The organism is Acetobacter tropicalis, from assembly GCF_001580915.1.
Lineage (GTDB): Bacteria > Pseudomonadota > Alphaproteobacteria > Acetobacterales > Acetobacteraceae > Acetobacter > Acetobacter tropicalis.
Map to the genome: position 1 here is coordinate 1 of NZ_LHZQ01000166.1, position 18,567 is coordinate 18,567.

At 57.5% G+C, this 18,567-nt stretch carries 13 protein-coding genes; 7 read left to right on the forward strand and 6 right to left on the reverse strand.

Annotated features, from left to right (window positions below; all coding sequences use genetic code 11):
* Window positions 1–94: 94 nt before the first annotated feature.
* Together AD944_RS17225 and AD944_RS03270 are read right to left on the reverse strand one after the other, a co-directional pair.
* On the reverse strand, window positions 95–364 hold the full coding sequence (locus tag AD944_RS17225) for a transposase (RefSeq protein ID WP_197460604.1): 270 nt from the start codon (window positions 362–364) through the stop codon (window positions 95–97).
* A gap of 346 nt (window positions 365–710) precedes the next feature.
* The gene (locus AD944_RS03270) at window positions 711–1,043 is read right to left on the reverse strand and encodes a TIGR02300 family protein (protein WP_035378876.1); all 333 of its coding nucleotides are present in this window, start codon (window positions 1,041–1,043) and stop codon (window positions 711–713) included.
* A 236-nt stretch (window positions 1,044–1,279) separates the two neighbouring features.
* Between AD944_RS03270 and aroA the strand changes: the two genes are divergently transcribed.
* The 4 genes from aroA (at window position 1,280) to AD944_RS03295 (ending at window position 7,022) form a co-directional block, all read left to right on the forward strand.
* Window positions 1,280–2,632 carry a 3-phosphoshikimate 1-carboxyvinyltransferase gene (gene aroA, locus AD944_RS03275; RefSeq protein ID WP_045543633.1) on the forward strand — a complete coding sequence of 451 codons (1,353 nt, stop codon included), beginning with the start codon at window positions 1,280–1,282 and terminating at the stop codon, window positions 2,630–2,632.
* Complete coding sequence (locus AD944_RS03280; protein WP_045543632.1) at window positions 2,629–3,273, forward strand: (d)CMP kinase; 645 nt, start codon at window positions 2,629–2,631, stop codon at window positions 3,271–3,273. The genes aroA and AD944_RS03280 overlap by 4 nt, the downstream gene beginning before the upstream one ends.
* A gap of 279 nt (window positions 3,274–3,552) precedes the next feature.
* Window positions 3,553–5,265, forward strand: a complete 1,713-nt coding sequence (rpsA, locus tag AD944_RS03285) for a 30S ribosomal protein S1 (RefSeq protein WP_035378973.1) — start codon at window positions 3,553–3,555, stop codon at window positions 5,263–5,265.
* 548 nt (window positions 5,266–5,813) lie between these two features.
* Window positions 5,814–7,022, forward strand: coding sequence for an L-dopachrome tautomerase-related protein (locus tag AD944_RS03295; protein ID WP_045543630.1), 1,209 nt, complete (start codon window positions 5,814–5,816; stop codon window positions 7,020–7,022).
* Window positions 7,023–7,155: 133 nt separating this feature from the next.
* On the opposite strand, the gene acs is transcribed toward AD944_RS03295, so the two are convergent.
* The 4 genes from acs to rph all read right to left on the reverse strand — a co-directional run bounded on the left by acs (window position 7,156) and on the right by rph (window position 12,407).
* Entirely contained in the window at window positions 7,156–9,117 is a 1,962-nt protein-coding gene (gene acs, locus AD944_RS03300; RefSeq protein WP_045543629.1) for an acetate--CoA ligase, read from the reverse strand.
* Window positions 9,118–9,748: 631 nt separating this feature from the next.
* Complete coding sequence (gene mtnK, locus AD944_RS03305) at window positions 9,749–10,978, reverse strand: S-methyl-5-thioribose kinase (RefSeq protein WP_045543628.1); 1,230 nt, start codon at window positions 10,976–10,978, stop codon at window positions 9,749–9,751.
* A gap of 96 nt (window positions 10,979–11,074) precedes the next feature.
* Window positions 11,075–11,674: an RdgB/HAM1 family non-canonical purine NTP pyrophosphatase gene (gene rdgB, locus AD944_RS03310; RefSeq protein ID WP_006559765.1), complete on the reverse strand. Its 600-nt coding sequence runs from the start codon at window positions 11,672–11,674 to the stop codon at window positions 11,075–11,077.
* A 4-nt stretch (window positions 11,675–11,678) separates the two neighbouring features.
* Complete coding sequence (gene rph / locus AD944_RS03315; RefSeq protein ID WP_006559766.1) at window positions 11,679–12,407, reverse strand: ribonuclease PH; 729 nt, start codon at window positions 12,405–12,407, stop codon at window positions 11,679–11,681.
* Between the two features lie 269 nt (window positions 12,408–12,676).
* On the opposite strand from rph, the gene hrcA reads away from it, so the two are divergent.
* From hrcA to prfB, 3 genes are all read left to right on the forward strand, one after another.
* The gene (gene hrcA / locus AD944_RS03320; RefSeq protein ID WP_045543627.1) at window positions 12,677–13,750 is read left to right on the forward strand and encodes a heat-inducible transcriptional repressor HrcA; all 1,074 of its coding nucleotides are present in this window, start codon (window positions 12,677–12,679) and stop codon (window positions 13,748–13,750) included.
* Window positions 13,751–13,904: 154 nt separating this feature from the next.
* Window positions 13,905–16,685, forward strand: coding sequence for a penicillin-binding protein 1A (locus AD944_RS03325; RefSeq protein WP_045543626.1), 2,781 nt, complete (start codon window positions 13,905–13,907; stop codon window positions 16,683–16,685).
* 76 nt (window positions 16,686–16,761) lie between these two features.
* A protein-coding gene (prfB, locus tag AD944_RS03330; protein WP_097802352.1) for a peptide chain release factor 2 occupies window positions 16,762–17,893 on the forward strand; the annotation gives its coding sequence in 2 pieces (ribosomal slippage) (window positions 16,762–16,830 and window positions 16,832–17,893; 1,131 coding nt in all).
* Window positions 17,894–18,567 lie beyond the last annotated feature (674 nt).

Consider the following 18,567-nt stretch of genomic DNA (forward strand, 5'->3'; position numbering starts at 1 on the left):
TCTGTGAGATTTCCGCGTCGAAGTCACTGATCTGCGGTCAGATGCAGGCGAACAGGCCACTCCTGACCATCGCACACGGCATGGAGTTTTGAGCTCAGACCGCCTTTGGTTCGCCCGATATGGCGGGTAAAAGCCCCTTTTTGAGTAGGGAGGCGGCTATCCGGTGAGCCTTGGGGTGTGTCGCATCGATCATCAGGCGCTTCGAACGGTCGGCCTGTTCTGTCAGGGTGCCAAAGATCCTGTCAAAGACACCCAGGCGGCTCCACCGGATGAAGCGATTATGCAAAGTCTTGTGCGGGCCATACGCTTTCGGAGCGTCTTTCCACTGAAGGCTGTTACGGATCACATAAACGATCCCGTTCATCCACACGTGGCACTTCATGTGCCAGAGGAAAAAACGGCTCAATCCGCTCCATCTGGCGTTCAGACAGCAAAAATACGTCACTCACACGCTCACTCTCCCTCGGTAAGCCTGTGAAAATCATAACAACATGCTTAGTTCAATGAGTTAACAGGTCCTTAGCCTAAAAGCGAGCGCCACCATGTTTTGCTGTATCGGAAGCACTGAAGGGCTGATCGGGTATTCAGAACAGAACAAGGTCTGTCCCGGGGGTAGGGCAGGTTTTTGCAACCCCATAAAAAAAGCCCGCTGCGAGAGCGGGCTTTAATGTGATCAGCACACCGGGAAAAACCCGGTGCAGTGTGCCAGATCAGGAATCGTGTTCATCCGAATCCGTGCTGACATCAATGTCGGAGCTGATGTCATCATCATCGTCATCCAGATCGGATGTATCTTCCATCACATCATCGGCATCGGTGTCGGCGTCGGTGTCGAGATCCAGATCATCATCGTCTTTGGGCTTGGCCGCCGGGGTATCAGCCGGGGTGGGGGTCAGGCTGTCCGTGCTGCGGCGCAGACGGGGAACCAGTTCGGGCTGTTCTGTCCCGCATTTGGGGCATACGGCCGGGTTACGGTTCAAATCATAGAAGCGGGCACCACAGGACACGCAGACGCGTTTGGTGCCGAGATCGGGCTGGGACATCTTGCTACCTGTCGATCCTGAGCAGACATGGGACGAGGGATCGCCCCGGAAACGGGCGATTCCCTGCTCAGATGGCCTGAGGCGGGAATCGACCACACTATTAAGGCGAGGCCAAATGCCATTGCACAGCACGCCTGTCAAACCCTGCGTGGAAAAAGAGGTAATAATTTTCCATGCAGAAGAGGCAGATTCCAGCCTCTGGCGGATTGACTTACGGCGGGACAAGCCGGAATGAAATGGGCATGACACAGGCACCCTCTTCTTCCCGTCTTTTGCGCGTTACCCGCGCGCCTGCCCCTCTTGCCGGTACGGTGGCCGTGCCGGGAGATAAATCCATCAGCCACAGGGCGCTGATGTTTTCTGCGCTTGCTGAAGGCGAGACCCGCATTATCGGTCTGCTGGAAGGGGAGGACGTGCTGCGCACGGCAGACGCCATGCGGGCGCTGGGTGCGCATATCACCCGCGATGAAAATGGCCGCTGGCATGTGCGGGGCCGTGGCCTTGGGGCACTGACAGAGCCCTCTGATGTGCTGGACATGGGCAATTCCGGCACGGCGGCCCGTCTGCTTTCCGGCATTCTGGCCAGCCACGGCATGATGTCCGTCATGACCGGTGATGCCAGCCTGCGCCGCCGCCCCATGAAACGGGTGACAGACCCGCTGGCGGGCACGGGGGCTACCTTCCTTGCGCGGGAAGGCGGGCGTCTGCCACTGGCCATTCAGGGCAATGCAACGCCTGCTCCGCTTGATTACCGCCTGCCTGTGGCGTCTGCTCAGGTTAAATCCGCCGTTCTGCTGGCGGGCCTGAATGCCGCTGGCGAAACACGGGTGGAAGAACCTGTGCCTACGCGGGATCATACGGAAAATATGCTGCGTCATTTTGGGGCGCAGGTGGCAGTGGAAGAAACGCCGGAAGGCGGTCGGATTATCCGTCTGCAAGGTAAACCGCACCTGATCGCGCGGGATGTGACTGTGCCGGGAGACCCGTCATCCGCAGCCTTTGTGCTGGTGGCGGCTTTGCTGGTGGCGGGGTCTGATGTTGTGATTTCCAATGTGGGCCTTAACCCGCTGCGCACGGGATTGTTCACCACCCTGCGTGAAATGGGTGCCCGGCTGGATATCACCAACGAGCGGACGGAAGGTGGCGAACCGGTAGGGGATCTGCACGTGCAGGCTTCCTCACTTCAGGCCGTGGATGTGCCAGCCGAGCGTGCGCCGTCCATGATTGATGAATACCCCATTCTGGCTGTGGCGGCTGCGTTTGCTACGGGCATTTCGCGTTTTCGCGGAGTGGAGGAATTGCGCGTTAAGGAAAGTGATCGTCTGGCGTCTACCGTGGCGTTGCTGGAAAAGAACGGCGTGCGCACCAAGGTGGATGGTGATGATCTGATTATTTATGGCACCCAGGGCACTATTCCGGGCGGTGGCACAGTGGAAACCCATATGGATCATCGTCTGGCCATGAGCGCTTCCATTCTGGGGCTGGTGGCAGAGAACCCGGTGGAAATTGATGATACCGCGTTTATTGACACAAGTTTCCCGGGTTACTTCCCGCTTCTGAACAGCCTTGGCGCAGGGTTTGCGGCATGAAGCGTGGCGGTCCGGTTATAGCGGTTGATGGTCCTGCTGCTGCGGGAAAAGGGACTCTGGCCAAACGGTTGGCGCAGGCGCTCTCGCTTCCTTATCTGGATACGGGGTTGCTCTATCGGGCCGTAGGGCGGCTGGCGCTGGATGCCGGGCAGGACCCTGCTGCTCCGGCAGAGGCGTTTGCCCAGAAATTAAGCCCGGAAGATCTGGCCCGCACGGACCTGCGTGCGCCAGAGGTAGCGCAGGCCGCCAGTAAGGTGGCTGCCCAGCCAGCCGTGCGGCAGGCTCTTGTCGAAACCCAGCGCCGTTTTGCGGGTGAGCGCGGGGCTGTGCTGGACGGGCGTGATATCGGCACCGTGATTTTTCCCGATGCGGACGTCAAATTGTTCATCACAGCCTCTCCCGCCACGCGAGCCCTGCGGCGTTTCCTGCAACTGGGAGGGGACCAGAGCGCCCCCAACGCGCAGGCGCAGGTGGCTGAAATGGAAGAGGCGCTGAAGGTGAGGGATGCGGCGGATTCTGGCCGGAAAACAGCCCCCTTGCAGGTAGCGGCAGATGCTCAGGTTATTGAAACGGATACCCTGAGCGCGGAAGACGTTCTGGCGCAGGCTCTCGCGTTCGCGCGCAGGCGACTCGGCCAGTAAAGGCAGGTTTGCGTGTCATGGATGGCACGCAACTGCTTATTTTCATTATATCTCACGTTATTTTCCACTCCTTTGTGTTGACAAAGCGCGGGTGGAAGGTGTCTCTGCGATACAGATGCCTGTTGTTTGCAGCGGGTTTTCAATTTTCTTTTCTCTGGGCTGCCGGAACATAGATCAGGTTTTCCTGATATCTCCGCCAGCAAGTCGTGCCGCACGATGTGGTGCGCAGGAATGGCCGGCTTCTTCATTGGCAAGTCGGCGCAGGATTTACAGTTACACATGGCTTCAGCCGCAACCCCGACCGCGGATCACTTCCGTGGTGAAGATTTTGCTACCCTTCTCGACGAGACCCTTGGCCGTGATACCGGCTTTGACGGGTCCGTTGTGCGCGGGCGTATTGTTCGCCTGACTGACGAATTTGCCATTGTTGATGTTGGCCTGAAGAGCGAAGGTCGCGTGTCCCTGCGTGAATTTGCTCCTCCGGGCGTGACACCGGATATCAAGCCGGGTGACGTGGTGGAACTGTATGTTGAACGGTACGAAGACCGTGACGGCAGCATTGTTCTCTCCCGCGAAAAAGCACGCCGTGAAGAAGCCTGGACGAACCTTGAAAAGGCGTTCGAAGCAAACCAGCGCGTCAACGGCACCATCTATGGCCGCGTCAAGGGTGGCTTCACGGTTGATCTGGGTGGCGCCATGGCGTTCCTGCCCGGCAGCCAGGTTGATATCCGCCCCGTGCGTGACGTCAGCCCGCTGATGGGTGTTCCTCAGCCGTTCCAGATTCTGAAGATGGACCGTGCGCGTGGCAACATTGTTGTCTCCCGTCGTGCCGTTCTGGAAGAAACCCGTGCAGAACAGCGCAGCGAACTGATCCAGGGCCTGACCGAAGGCATGATTCTGGACGGCGTTGTGAAGAACATCACCGATTACGGTGCGTTCGTTGATCTGGGCGGCGTTGACGGCCTGCTGCACGTGACCGACATTGCGTGGAAGCGTATCAACCACCCGTCTGAAGCTCTGCAGATCGGCCAGCCGGTGCGCGTGCAGGTTATCCGCTTCAACTCCGATACGCAGCGTATCTCCCTGGGTATGAAGCAGCTTGAAGCTGATCCGTGGGAAAATGTTGCCCTGAAGTACCCGCCGGGTGCGCGTTACACGGGTCGCGTGACCAACATCACCGATTACGGCGCATTTGTTGAGCTGGAACCGGGCGTTGAAGGTCTGGTGCACGTTTCTGAAATGTCCTGGACGAAGAAGAACGTCCATCCGGGCAAGATCGTCGCTACTTCTCAGGAAGTCGATGTGATGGTTCTGGATGTGGACAGCGCGAAGCGCCGCATCTCCCTGGGCCTGAAGCAGGTTCAGCGCAATCCTTGGGAACAGTTCGCGGAAGAGCACAAGATCGGCTCCACCGTGGAAGGCGAAATCCGCAACATCACCGAATTCGGTCTGTTTGTTGGTCTCTCCGCAGACATCGACGGCATGGTTCACATGTCCGACCTGTCCTGGGACGAAACTGGCGAAGAAGCCATGAAGCACTACGAAAAGGGCCAGGTTGTCAAAGCCAAGGTTCTGGACGTGGATGTGGAAAAAGAACGCATCTCTCTGGGCATCAAGCAGCTTCAGGAAGATCCGGCAGCTGATGTGCTGACCAGCGTTCAGAAGGGCGCCATTGTAACCTGCACCGTGACCGCAGTTCAGTCCAATGGGATTGAAGTGAAGGTTGACGATGTTCTGACCGGCTTCATCCGTCGTGCGGAACTGGCTCGTGACAAGGCGGAACAGCGTCCGGAACGCTTCGCTGTTGGCGAACGTGTGGATGCGAAAGTGGTCTCCGTTGACCGCGCAGCCCGCAAGCTGGCTCTGACCATCAAGGGCCGTGAAGTGGAAGAAGACAAGCAGGCTATCAACGAATACGGCTCATCCGACAGCGGTGCGTCTCTCGGTGATATTCTGGGTGCTGCCATCCGTCGTCGTAACACCGACGCCTGATCAGTTACTGGAATACCGGATGTGTGGGGTTCGCCTCACACCCCTGGAATGCCTCGGCAGTGATGCCGGAAAAAGCGGTGCTGGAAACAGCGCCGCTTTTTTTATGTCTCATATCCCGCTCATACTGGCTTGTGTGTGGGCACAAAAGGGCCATGCTCCCGCTTCCCGCTTCCCGCTTCCCGCTTCCCGCTTCCCGCTTCCCGCTTCCCGCTTCCCGCTTCCGCGGTCTGCGGCGGATGGAATGTCTGCAGGGGTGGGGAGCATGCGCACTCTACCAACGTGTGATGGCCGTATAGACGGTTCAGGGGTTGTGAGATCACGGCCCGCGTGAAACCCTTGGGACGATAACCAACAGGAATGACAGGATATGGTCCGGGCAATACCCGGCCAGAACGGCCTGCAAGTCAGACTGGCACCGCGCTTTGAGGCATCGGGGTTTCTTCCCTGGTGCTTAAAGTGGGGCAGGGAAGAGGGAGATGAGGATGACGGATCGCCATTTACCAGATTTGCCTAAGGGGTCTTCTTTCTGGCGACATGTTCAGGCGTGCATGTCACGCAGGCGGCTTGTTGCCGGGGCGGCTGTGGCCCCTCTGGTGGGGGGCATGGTGTCTCTCGGCTGGGCGTTGCCCGTACGGGCGCAGGGCACACCCACAACTGGCGTAAATGGCGATCAGGGTTATGAACCTGCCGGGTCATTCGATATTGTCGCTGAGTTTTATGGACCCGGTCCTTCCGGTATTGTTGTGGCGGAGAACGGACGGATTTTTGTCGGTTTTCCCCGGCACGCCATCAACCATAAAGGCGCGACACTAGGGGAACTGGTGAACGGGCGTGTGGTGCCTTGGCCCAGTGCAGCGCTTAGTCTGCCGTCTTCTGCCGCACCTGCGGACAGGCTGATGTCTATCCATGGCATGACGATGGATACCCAGGGCAGGCTGTGGGCTATTGATGACGGCAAGCTGGCGGGGCAGCCGCTTCAACCCGGTGCCGCTAAAATTGTGTGTTTTGATATTGTGGTCAACAGGCTGCTGCACAGCATTATCCTCAAAAGCCCGACGCTGCTGCCTGACAGCCATATGAATGATCTGCGCGTGGATCTGACACACGGGCAGGCAGGCACTGTGTATGTCAGCGATAGTTCGTTTGGGCACAGTCCGGCGCTGGTCGTTGTGGACGTTGCCAGCGGGAAGCAGCGCCGCGTTCTGGCAACCCATCCTTCCACGCAGGCGGAGGCAGGCTTCATGGCCGTGGTGGAGGGGGTCCCACTGGTGTATGACCCAGCCCAGAAGCCCCGTTTTGTGGTGGGCGGCGTAGATGGTGTTACCCTGAGTGCATCAAGTGATCGGCTCTATTACGCGCCTCTGACCAGCCGCAGGTTGTACAGTCTGCCAACGGCGCTGCTGTCCGATTTTTCTGTTTCCGATGCGGATCTTGCAAAAGCGGTGCGGGATGAAGGAGAAAAAGGAACAGCAGACGGGCTGGCGACAGATGCTCAAGGCCGTATCTATACAACCAATTTCGAGGACGATTGTATTCTGCGGCGCAATACGGATGGGTCATTTGATCTGATGGTGCATGATCCGCGCATTCTTTCGCCTGATGGTATTTTCTGCACGCGCACGCATGTCTATTGCACACTGGGGCAGTGGAACCGGCTGGCCAGCTTCAATAATGGGCAGGATAAGCGGCGTCCACCTTATCATCTTATCCGTTTTCCCATTGAACCTGTGCCGACCTACAGCGCGGAGCCCACATAAGAAGCGAAAAGAAGCCCTTTTGAAAACAGGAAGCCCTGCCAGGAGCATCTGGCAGGGCTGAGAGACCAAAAAAGCGGAACGACATTTAAATTTGAACGGCAAAATATGATTCTAAAATGTGTTTTGCGAAAACTCAGGCAACATTCAAGGTTTGTTCCTCCTTCCACACAGTGTTGATCAACATGTCCACGCTGTCTGCATCGCTCAGCATGGACAGATCCCCCAGCGTATCCAGCTCTCCGGATGCAATCTTGCGCAGCAGACGCCGCACAATCTTGCCAGAGCGCGTACGGGGCAGATCTGGCACAATGAAAACCTCATCTGGCGCAGCGTAGCGCCCGATGGCCAGACTGACCTGCCGGGTGATATCTTCGGGCGTTATGCTGGTCTGTTCATCCCGCGCAATGGCGAACACAACCAACGCCTGTCCCTTGACGGAATGTGGCACGCCAACGGCTGCACATTCTGTAATGCGCCTGTCTGCACCAACAGCTTCCTCAATTTCGGCGGTGCCGATTCGATGGCCGGAAATGTTGATGACATCATCCATACGGCCCGTAATCCAGTAATACCCGTCGGCATCGCGGCGTGCGCCATCCCCCGTGAAATACAGACCCGGACTGAAAGAGAAGTAGGTCTGCTGGAAACGGGCGTGGTCTTTCCACAGGGTGCGTGCCTGTCCGGGCCAGGAGCGGGTGACACACAGGCATCCTTCGCCTGCGCCTTCAATCACGTCTCCCTTGGTGTCGGTCAGCACCATGGAAACACCCGGAAGCGGCATGGTGGCTGATCCTGGCTTCAGTTTTTGTGCGCCGGGAATTGGGCCAAGCATGATGCCTGCGGTTTCCGTCTGCCACCATGTATCCACAACCGGGCAACGGCCTTTGCCGACAATATCATGGTACCACATCCACGCATCCGGGCTGATGGGTTCTCCGGCTGTGCCCAGAAGCCGCAGGCTGCTCAGGTCATACCGGTTTACCAGATCATCGCCTTCGCGCATCAGAGAGCGGATGGCGGTGGGGGCGGTAAACAGCATGGTTACCTTGTGGCGTTCTATCAGCTCCCACCAGCGGCCCGGTTGCGGGTAGGAAGGCAGGCCATCAAACATCATGGTGGTGCTGCCGTTGGCCAGCGGCCCATAGACAACCGAGGTATGGCCGGTAATCCATGCCACATCCGCTGTGCACCACAGAACATCATTCGGGCGGTGGGTGTAGACCATGCCCATGGTGTAGGCCGCCCATACCATGTAGCCGCCCGTGGTGTGCACCACGGCCTTGGGCTTGCCGGTACTGCCAGAGGTGTAGAGCAGGAAAAGGGGATCTTCCGCATTCATGATCTCCGGGATGCAGTCTGGTTCAAACCAGTCCACAAAATCGTGAAAATCAAGGTCACGTTCGGGAAGCATGGCAACGGGCGCGTCTGTTGTGCGGAGCACCAGAACGGTTTCAACCGCACTCTCTGCCCCCGCTTTTTTCAACGCTTCATCCATAATATGCTTGAGCGGGATACGCTTTGCACCGCGTGCAATCTCGTTGGCGGTAATCACAACGCGTGCGCCACTATCTACCAGCCGCTCGGCAATGGCTTCTGCTGAAAGACCGCCAAACAGCACCACATGCACAGCACCAATACGGGCACATGCCAGCATGGCAATAGGGGCTTCGGATACCATGGGCAAGGAGATGGCAACACGATCCCCCCGCGAAACACCCAGATGCTGCAAGGCATTTGCCAGACGGCAGACGCGCTCATGCAGCATACGGTATGTCAGCTTTTCTGCTTCATCCGTGCTGTCGCGGTGGCTGATCAGGGCAACCTGGTCTGCCCTGTCCCCCAGATGGCTGTCTATGCAGGAGACGGAGGCGTTCAGCGTGCCATCATGATACCAGTTGATTTCAACATCATCCTGAAAGGAGCCACAAAAGGCGCGGGTCGGGTTGCTGTGCCAGTGGATACGCTCTGCCTGATCCAGCCAGAACCCATCCGGATCACGCTCGGCACGGCGTGTCATCGCCTGCAGTTGTGACGGTGTCAGCAAGGAGTATTCTGCTGACTGAGGATGCACGGGAATAATGGTATGTTCAGACATCTTCTTTGTCCCCCGGTCTTTTTGTTTTTGTCGGTGTCTCAGAAGAAATACGGTGTCATGTTCTGCAAGGCATCTGCTGCAAGTTCAGTAATCAGATGCCGTGGGCCAAAAGCCCTATAGAAACGCTTCTGGTGGGAGGCGCTTCTGACAGAACAGGCAAACGGTTCAGTGCGTTGCCCTGATTAAGGGCTGCACTATTTAAGATCGTGAGACGACATGGCTTTGGCCTCTGTGTATGTCCATAAGCCGAAGTGTGCCTGAGGAGGTCTGCCGAGCGCTACCCGAATAAAAGTGAAAAGAAGCGAAGATTTTTTCGGGTTTTGCAAAGTTTGCAAAGCTGAGGCAGGGAAAGGGAAAATTGCGGCATCGCAGCAGCGCACTTTCCTGCGGTGACGCTAGCAGACAGAAAAATGACGCTAAAAGCAAGAGGCGTCTTGCATCTTCAGGTAAAAGAGCTGTTACAACACGATGCAGGTGCCACTTTTGGGATCGTGGGGGCACGCAGAGGGAACGGTGTCATCCTAAGAGGCCGGAAGAGAGGGCATTAGGGGAAAGGTCCACATCCAGCCCGGAGCAGGAGGCTAAAGGCTGCCCAGCCTATCAAAGTGCTGGGCAGTTCAGAGCAAAGAGATCAGTCTGCGGAAAGCGAAGTAAGAAAATCAGAAACATTTTTAAAAAGATGTTTCTGATCAAGACATTTTTTTGCGAACAGAAGAGCCTGTTTTTTGCGGGCTTCCTGGCTTTCCGTATTGGGCAGAACAGAGAAATCGGCAACGTGCGCATAGCCGATAATGCGGCGGATGATTTCCGCACCACAATATCCAACCGTGTCTTGAAAAATACTTTCTAGGAAAAGAGTTTTTTTTCGTTCTGAAATGCTGCCTTGGGTGGGGGTGTAATACAGGGCCGCCGGGTCGGAAGGGGTAGGCTGTGTGTTCCACAAATGAAGGAAGTGCTCTGTAAAGCTGCCCCAGAACAAAGTGATCATCTGTTTATGAAGATGTGTGGCCGCAGTATCCGGCGTGGCAAATAAACTGAGCACAAGATTTGCGACAAACAGTCCGGCATCAAAGCCGATGGGACCGTAGATCGCAAATTCGCCGTCTATGACACGTGTATCGTCTTCCGTGGTCATGATGGAGCCCGTGTGGAGGTCTCCATGCAGAAGAGCCTGCGGGCAGGACAGGAAGCGCAGACGCAGTGAATCGATCCGGGCCAGCACATTCTCGTCAGCACGAATGGCGTCTACCTCAGGTGTCAGGCCCGGTTCTGCCCAGTGGTTACGGGGATGATTATGGTACGGGTCTGTCAGCACCAGATCAACCGTAATACGGGTGAGTGTCTGGTTGCGGGCAAAACAGATGCGGCGGTCCATAACGGGTTCAAAAGGGGCTGCCAGCAGGGACGTGGCAAACGTGCTGTGGGCCACAAAGCGCCCAATCCGGGCAGCTATTTCCGGGTTAACCGGCCCGTTCATAAGGGCTGTGCGTAAAACGGTATGGCCAGAAAGGCTTTTGACAATCAGGATAAATTGTTCCGGGTCAAAATGTAGGCATTCTGTTGTAAGGTCTGGCACGTGGGGAAACACGTTGCGCAGATAGGCGGCTTCAAAAAAAGTGCGGTCCAGCGGCATTTTCCAGGACGGATCAACCCGAACGTGTGGAAGCGCCTGTTTCAGGCAAACCCCTCCGTTCGAGCCTTCAGCCAGAAACACCATATTCAGGTTGCCATCACTCACTTCCCGGATGGTCCATGTTTCCGGCGCGCTGCCAACGCGCGCGGCAATGGTGGGAAGAGAGGCCACATAGGATCTTACACCCTCAGCATCCAGTGTGCGGTAAGCGGTGTTCTGTGTGGTCATGGAGTCCTTGTCCTGAACATCTGATAGAAAAACAGCCGGGGAATTCCCCGGCTGGCTCACCGTATCAGACAAAAACTCTGTTTTCCAATAGTGGTATCAATCAAGGCACGATTCACGGAAGGATTTAAAGGCGCGAGCACGGTGGCTGATGGCGTTTTTCTCGGCGTCCGCCATTTCCGCAAAGGTGCGGGTTTCCCCTTCCGGCGTGAAAATGGGGTCATATCCGTGACCTTTGTCTCCCCGTGGGGGCCACGTGATCTGCCCATTGATACGCCCTTCAAAACTGCGGGTGGTGCCATCCGGAAAAGCAAGGCACAGCACGCAGATAAACCACGCATCGCGTTCGTCTTCGCCAATTCCCTCGTGAATGCGGGCCATGGCAGCGGGAAAGTCTTTATCCGGCCCGGCCCAGCGTGCGGAATAAATGCCGGGTGCTCCCCCAAGGGCGGAAACACACAGGCCGGAATCATCGGCCAGCGCGGGCAGGCCCGTGGCTTTGGCTGCGGCTACAGCCTTGAGGGCGGCGTTGCCTGCAAATGTGGTTTCCGTCTCGTCCGGTTCAGGAAGGTCAAGATCTCCGGCAGAGAGCACGGTAATGCCGAAATCAGCGAGGAGAGAGGAAAATTCAGCCAGTTTGCCTTTGTTGTGGCTGGCCAGAACCAGTTTGTCGCCAGATTTCAAAATGGGGTTTGTCATGGGGTTAGTGGCCTTCTGCTGCGTTCACTGCGGCTGTCTGGGCATCAAACAGCACGGAAACACCCTGCCGGGCGAGGCCGAACATGGCGGTGAAAGAGTCTTCCATAAAGGGAGCGTCTTCGGCTGTGGCCTGAATTTCCACAATGCGCCGGTCTGCGGTCAGTACAAAATTGGTGTCGGCTGCGGCGGCGCTGTCTTCCGCATAGTCCAGATCCAGCACGGGGCCGGCTTCCGTCAACCCGCAGGAGACAGCCGCAACCTGTCCGCGCAGGGGCAACTGGCGCAGCACATGCGCGGCCACCAATTTGCCCAGAGCCAACCGTAGCGCCACCCATGCACCGGTAATGGAGGCGCAACGGGTGCCACCATCTGCATTCAGGACGTCGCAATCCAGCGTGATGCTGATCTCACCCAGCGCGGGCAGGTCCACCACAGAACGCAGGGAGCGGCCAATCAACCGCTGGATTTCCTGTGTCCGGCCGGATTGTTTGCCCTTGGCGGCCTCTCGCGGGCCGCGCGAATGGGTGGCACGGGGCAGCATGCCATATTCGGCTGTCACCCATCCTGAACCCTTTCCGCGCAGAAAGGCCGGAACGCGGTTTTCCACACTGGCCGTACAGAGCACTTCCGTGCCGCCCACGCGGATAAGGGCGGAGCCTTCCGCATGGTGGGCAAAGCCGGTTTCAATTGTAACGGGGCGCATCTGGTCTGGCTGACGGCCGGAAGGGCGCATGAGGAAGGGCTCCTGACAAAAAACGAGGGGTCCCTGCACATAAAGGGATTTGCGCCAGAGCGGAACCGCGTGACGGTCTCCGGTTACACAGGTGCGTCGGTGCCGCGAGATGTGCGTTATGTCTGCCTGAAAGGGTCAGGAATTGCTCACTCTTGCGTTGAAGGGACTTGCTCTCTTGTCAGACGCACGCCAGATGCGCAGAAGATCAGGATATGTCTGTTTGGCCTGATTTACCGGCTGGATCATTTTGAAGGAGGAGGCCTGTCATCATGAAGCGTGGTCTGCTGCCCGTAAAATCGCCCCTGCCGCCGGAACTGGATGGCAGATCCGCCGCGATTTTGCGCGAAATTGTGGAAGAGTACGTGGCAAGCGGTGAACCCGTAGGTTCCCGTACGCTCTCACGCCGGTTGGGGTTGCCACTTTCTCCGGCGACCATTCGGAATGTCATGGCCTCATTGACGGAAGCGGGGTTGCTGTTTTCTCCCCACACCTCCGCCGGGCGTCTGCCTACGGAAAAAGGGTTGCGGCTGTTTGTGGATGGCCTGCTGCAATTTGGCTGCCTTTCAGAAGAGGAGCAAGCCGGTATTGGTCGGTCTCTGGAAGCCCGTGGGCGCTCCTTGCAGGAGACGTTGACGGAGGCATCGGCCCTGCTTTCCGGCATGTCCGATGCAGCCGGGTTGGTGGTGGCTCCCAAGGGGGAGGGCGGCATCAAGCATATTGAGTTTGTCGCACTTGGCGGCAATCGGGCGCTGGTTGTCCTTGTCGGCACTGATGGCCATGTGGAGAATCGGGTGATGGAAACCCCGGTGGGCATGCCTCCCTCGGCTCTGGTGGAAGCGGCCAATTACCTGAATGCCCGTGTTTTAGGCACAACCCTGCATGATCTGCGTGACAGGGTTGGTGCTGAAATGACGGAGAACCAGAACGCGCTGGACCAGTTGACGGCCGAGGTGGTGGAAAGTGGTCTGGCTGTGTGGGGCGGTGGCGCGGATGAACGCGGCGGCACCCTGATTATTCGCGGTCAAGGCAAGCTGCTGGCGGATGTGGATGGGCAGGAACGCCTGTTGGCCATTCAGACCCTGTTTGACCGGCTGGAAACGCAGGAAACCATGATGCGCCTGCTGGAATTGGCGGAAAATTCGGCAGGGGTGAGGATTTTTATCGGGGCGGAAAGTGGATTGTTCGGGGCCTCCGGCATGTCCATGGTCGTGGCCCCAGCCCGGAACGAGACCAATCGGATTGTAGGGGCCATTGGCGTGATTGGCCCCACGCGAATCAATTACGGTCGCATTATTCCGGTAGTGGATTATACGGCCCGTTTTCTGGGTGAAATGCTGGGCTAGATGGGGTGTTCCGGTAAAACGGAACAGTGACATTAAAGGCAAACTCCGTTGGAAAAGGCTGGTCCGGCGGGCAGATGTGTCTTTTTGCCATCATGTGGTCAATATGGCGCATGAGAAGGAAGACGGCAGCGCATGGGAATGATAAAGGACCTGCATGACACGAACTCCGTCTTCTGGTGACTCTGGGTCTTCTTCTGACAAGAAAGAAGAAAACGCTTCTTCCCGGCAGGGTGTAACGCTGCGCAGGCCACGTTTCCGCCAATGGCGGGGGCTTCTGGGCACAGTGGCTGCCGTGGGGCTTGTTGGCGTAACGGGGGCGTCCCTGCTGGTCTGGCACCAGTATGAAGGTATTGTGGCGGATCTGCCGACGGTGGAAGGGCTACGGACCTACCAGCCGCCTGTAATGAGCCGCCTTTATGCATCAGATGACAAGGTGATTGCCGAACTGGCAGATGAACGCCGGGTGTTTGTGCCGTACAGCGCTATTCCAGACCGGGTGAAAAACGCCTTTATTGCAGCGGAAGACCAGAAATTCTGGACCCATAAAGGGGTGGACCCGGTCGCGATTATACGCGCAGGTCTGACCGATCTTACTCGCGGCAAGGGACGCAGGCCTATTGGTGCGTCCACCATCACGCAGCAGGTGGCGCGCGTCATGCTGCTGGGCAGTAATGCTGTTTCCATGAAGCGCAAGGCCAAGGAAGCGTTTCTGGCCATGCGTATTGAGCAGGTGCTCCCCAAGGAGAAGATTCTCGAAATCTATCTGAACGAAATTTACATGGGCAGCGGCGCATATGGCATTGCCGCCGCCGCGCAGACATATTTCAACAAGCCGCTTGATCAGCTTGATGATGCCGAGGCGGCTTTCCTTGGTGCGCTGCCCAAATCTCCGACCAATTACAACCCGATCCGGTTTCCGGATGCCGCGCGTGGGCGACGGAACTGGGTGCTGGAGCGGATGGCCGAAACAGGCGCCATTACGCATGAGGCTGCCCGGTCAGCAGAAGCAGAACCTCTGATCCCGCACGCCTTTGTGCGCCCCGGTCCGGCTCCGGGATCTGAATGGTTTGCTGAGGAAGTGCGGCGCGAACTGCTGGAACGGTACGGACAGGACACGACGCTCCAAGGCGGGCTGGAAGTACACACCAGTCTGGACCCCGCATTGCAGCTTACGGCACAGACCACTCTGCGGCAGGGCCTGATGGCGTATGACCGGGCACATGGTGGCTGGCGTGGCCCTATCAAACATCTGGCAGAGGTCACGTCCTCTTCTTCTCAGGAGGACTGGGTGGCGGCTCTTCAGGCCGTGCCGGTGCCGCTGGGAATGCTGGATCAATGGCGGTTGGCTGTGGTGCTTGACCCTTCTCGCGGCCGGGTGGGCTGGCTTGAAGGGGGTATCATGCGGCGTGGTGCTGCCACGCAGGGCGGAACACCACAAACCGCGCAGGTGCTGGAACGTGATCTGGCATGGACGCGCCGGTTCCGCCTGTTGAGGGCGGGTGATGTGGTGATGATTGAACCTCAGGCCCAAGGGGAGCGTGTGGCGCTGATGCAGGTGCCGCATGTTGAAGGCGCTGTGGTGACCCTCAATGTGCATACCGGGCGCGTGATGGCGCTGGTGGGAGGCTGGTCTTTCCAGACATCACAGTTTGACCGTGCAACGCAGGCGCTGCGTCAGCCGGGTTCATCCTTCAAGCCGTTTGTGTATCTACAGGCCATGGAGCAGGGTATTTCTCCCTCTCAGGCCTTTGACGATTCTCCGGTTTCTTACGGGGCATGGCATCCCAACAATTATGAAAAGGATTTCTGGGGGCCAACGTCTCTGCATGATGCGTTGCGGGAATCCCGCAACCTCGTGACCATTCGGTTGGCTGCACATATCGGCATCAAGAATGTGGCTGATCTGGCAACGCGAATCGGGCTTGTGGATTCCATGCCGCACGTGCTGCCTGCGGCGCTGGGGGCCGTGGAAACCACGGTGCTGAAAGAAGCAGGGGCCTACGCCACGTTGGCTGCCGGGGGCCGGAAAGTAACCCCGACCCTGATAGATGATGTGCAGGACCGGCAGGGTAAGGTGATCTGGCGGCCGGAAGGGCTTTCTCTGGTTTCTGTCGCTGCTCAGACTGCCGCAGAGCAACAGGTTGCGGGTCATGAGAATGAGCCAGACGCCATCTTCCCTGATGGCAAGCCGGATGTCGCGCAGCCGCAGCCGCAGCCGCCAGCACCCGCGCCAGTAACCACCCCGGCACCGTCTGCCTCCGTGCAGAACAGCGCAGATCTTCCGGGTGTGGATGATCAGCCTGCCGTCAAGGATGATCGGCCGAGAGTGGCGTCAGAACAAAGCACATTCCAGATCACCACCATGTTGCAGGATGTCATCCGTCGCGGCACCGGGGTGCAGGCTGGCAAAGGGATTGATCGCCCTGTAGCGGGCAAAACCGGCACCAGCCAGAATTTCAATGATGCATGGTTTGCCGGTTACTCACCTGATCTGGTGACGGTCGTGTGGATCGGGTTCGATTCGCCTCAATCTCTGGGCAAAAATGAGACCGGGGGGGCCATTGCTGGCCCTATCTGGAACAAGATCATGAAGACCGCCTTTGAGGGGTACCCCAAGCTTGATTTCCCCGTGCCGGAGGGTGTTACGCTGGTGCGGTATGATACGGGCCGTGGTGTTGCGATTGATGCGTTCAAGCCTGATCAGATTCCGGGTGTAAGCGTCAGTCTGGCTGACAATGGCGCGTCTCAGGAACTGACGGCAGCCGATACTGGCGCTGAAAACATGCCCGATTCGGAAAGTGATATGGCCGCCGGTGGCGGGCAGCCCGGCGCGGGTGGGACTGCTGCGGGCAATAGCGCTACGCCAGCACCCGGCACACCACGCCCTGCGCAGGAGCCTTCCGGGGGTGACATTGGCATGGGCGGCCTTTATTGAGGCCGCTTACAAGAGACTGTCTGAACAGTCTCTCTGCAATTCAAGCAAGTCCTAGAAGTGATGGAGAAACGGCCTGATGTCTGCCGAGACGGAAGCCCTTAACGACCAGATCAAGCAGTCAGTGGCGCTGCTGAGGAGGCATCTTTAACTGGGATGTCGCACAGGCCAGACTGGCCGAGCTGAACAACCAGGCAGAAGATCCTGATTTATGGAATGACCCGGAAGCCGCCCAGAAGCTGATGCGTGAACGCACGCTGCTGGCTGGACAGGTAGAAGGGGTTCTGGCGCTTGAAAACAGCGTGCAGGACACTTGTGAGCTTGTTGAACTGGCCGAGGCTGAAGGGGATGCCGAAGTGGTTCAGGAAGCCATTTCAACCCTGAAGCAACTGGCGGAAGAAGCCAAGCGGCGTGAGACGGAAAGCCTGCTTTCTGGCGAGGCCGACAGCAATGACTGCTATCTGGAAGTCAATGCTGGTGCTGGCGGCACCGAGGCGCAGGACTGGGCGGAAATGATGCTGCGCATGTACACCCGCTGGGCAGAAGCCCATGGCTACAAGGTCACGCTGATGGAAAGCTCGGAAGGGGAACAGGCGGGGCTGAAATCGGCCACCATTCTGGTCTCCGGCCCCAATGCCTATGGTTGGCTGAAAACCGAAGCTGGTGTGCATCGGCTTGTGCGGATTTCTCCGTTTGATGCGGCAGCCCGACGGCAGACGTCCTTTGCCTCTGTCTGGGTCTATCCGGTTATTGATGATTCGATCGAGATTGAAGTCAATGATTCTGACCTGAAGGTGGATACGTTCCGGGCATCCGGTGCGGGCGGGCAGCACGTTAACAAAACGGATTCTGCCATCCGTATCACCCATATTCCCACCGGGATTGTGGTGGCCTGTCAGACAGACCGTTCACAGCATCGGAACCGTGCCACGGCCATGCAGATGCTGCGTGCGCGCCTGTATGAAGCCGAACTTCAGAAGCGTGAAGCCGCTGCGGCTGCCACGGAAGCTGCCAAGACCGATATCGGCTGGGGGCATCAGATTCGGTCCTACGTTCTAGCTCCTTATCAGATGGTCAAGGATCTGCGTACAGGCGTGGAAACAGGTAATCCTGATGCGGTGCTGGATGGCGCGCTGGATGACTTTATGGCGGCCGCTCTGGCCGCGCGGGTTGGCGCAACCCGGTCTGAGGCCAGTGCGTCTGCGCAATAAACTGCGCGTTTAAATAAGAAGGTTTTGTGAAAAGCGGGTGGCCTCAGGCTGGCCCGCTTTTTTTATATTTCACGCCAGAGGGAAACTCTTTCTTCATGCTGCGCGTTTAGACGCTATTTTTTTCAAAATGATAATGAAATGAAAAGGGGCATTATTTCCAAAGGATTAAGGGTTTTTGGATGAAATATGGCTTTTTTTTGCGGTTTGCAGGGTGGTGCCTAAATTTTAATCAAAACGACTTGTGTGGGGCAGCATTATTTTCGATCAAGAACATTCTTGACAGAACTGTTCTCAAATTGCCCAATCAGGATCAGGAAGATGGCAGCTATGCAGCTCTGTCAGTCTATCCAGTGCTGAGGCACGAAATGTTGGTTTGTAACCGCTGCTCTCAGGGCCCGAATATCGGGGGCGGATGCAGGCCAGCGTTTTATGGCTGGCGTGGAAGAAGGAGGATGTAGAAATATGAAGGACCGCACGCAACAGCAACGGAGACCGATGCATTACGTCGTCGGGACAGGAGCTGTTGTCGGTGTTGTTGCTCTGCTGGTAGTCATTCTGCTGCATGTATTGGCGGTTTTCGGACTGGTGCTGGGGATGGGAACATCCACGAGCGTTCCGGTGCCAAAGCCCCCAATCAAGACCAGAATTCTACCACCACCACCACCACCGCCCCC

Coding starts and splice junctions, on each gene's coding strand:
- AD944_RS17225 (WP_197460604.1), bottom strand. CDS start 364: ATGAACGGGATCGTTTATGTGATCCGTAACAGCCTTCAGTGGAAAGAC.
- AD944_RS03270 (WP_035378876.1), bottom strand. CDS start 1,043: ATGTCCCAGCCCGATCTCGGCACCAAACGCGTCTGCGTGTCCTGTGGT.
- aroA (WP_045543633.1), top strand. CDS start 1,280: ATGGGCATGACACAGGCACCCTCTTCTTCCCGTCTTTTGCGCGTTACC.
- AD944_RS03280 (WP_045543632.1), top strand. CDS start 2,629: ATGAAGCGTGGCGGTCCGGTTATAGCGGTTGATGGTCCTGCTGCTGCG.
- rpsA (WP_035378973.1), top strand. CDS start 3,553: ATGGCTTCAGCCGCAACCCCGACCGCGGATCACTTCCGTGGTGAAGAT.
- AD944_RS03295 (WP_045543630.1), top strand. CDS start 5,814: ATGTCACGCAGGCGGCTTGTTGCCGGGGCGGCTGTGGCCCCTCTGGTG.
- acs (WP_045543629.1), bottom strand. CDS start 9,117: ATGTCTGAACATACCATTATTCCCGTGCATCCTCAGTCAGCAGAATAC.
- mtnK (WP_045543628.1), bottom strand. CDS start 10,978: ATGACCACACAGAACACCGCTTACCGCACACTGGATGCTGAGGGTGTA.
- rdgB (WP_006559765.1), bottom strand. CDS start 11,674: ATGACAAACCCCATTTTGAAATCTGGCGACAAACTGGTTCTGGCCAGC.
- rph (WP_006559766.1), bottom strand. CDS start 12,407: ATGCGCCCTTCCGGCCGTCAGCCAGACCAGATGCGCCCCGTTACAATT.
- hrcA (WP_045543627.1), top strand. CDS start 12,677: ATGAAGCGTGGTCTGCTGCCCGTAAAATCGCCCCTGCCGCCGGAACTG.
- AD944_RS03325 (WP_045543626.1), top strand. CDS start 13,905: ATGACACGAACTCCGTCTTCTGGTGACTCTGGGTCTTCTTCTGACAAG.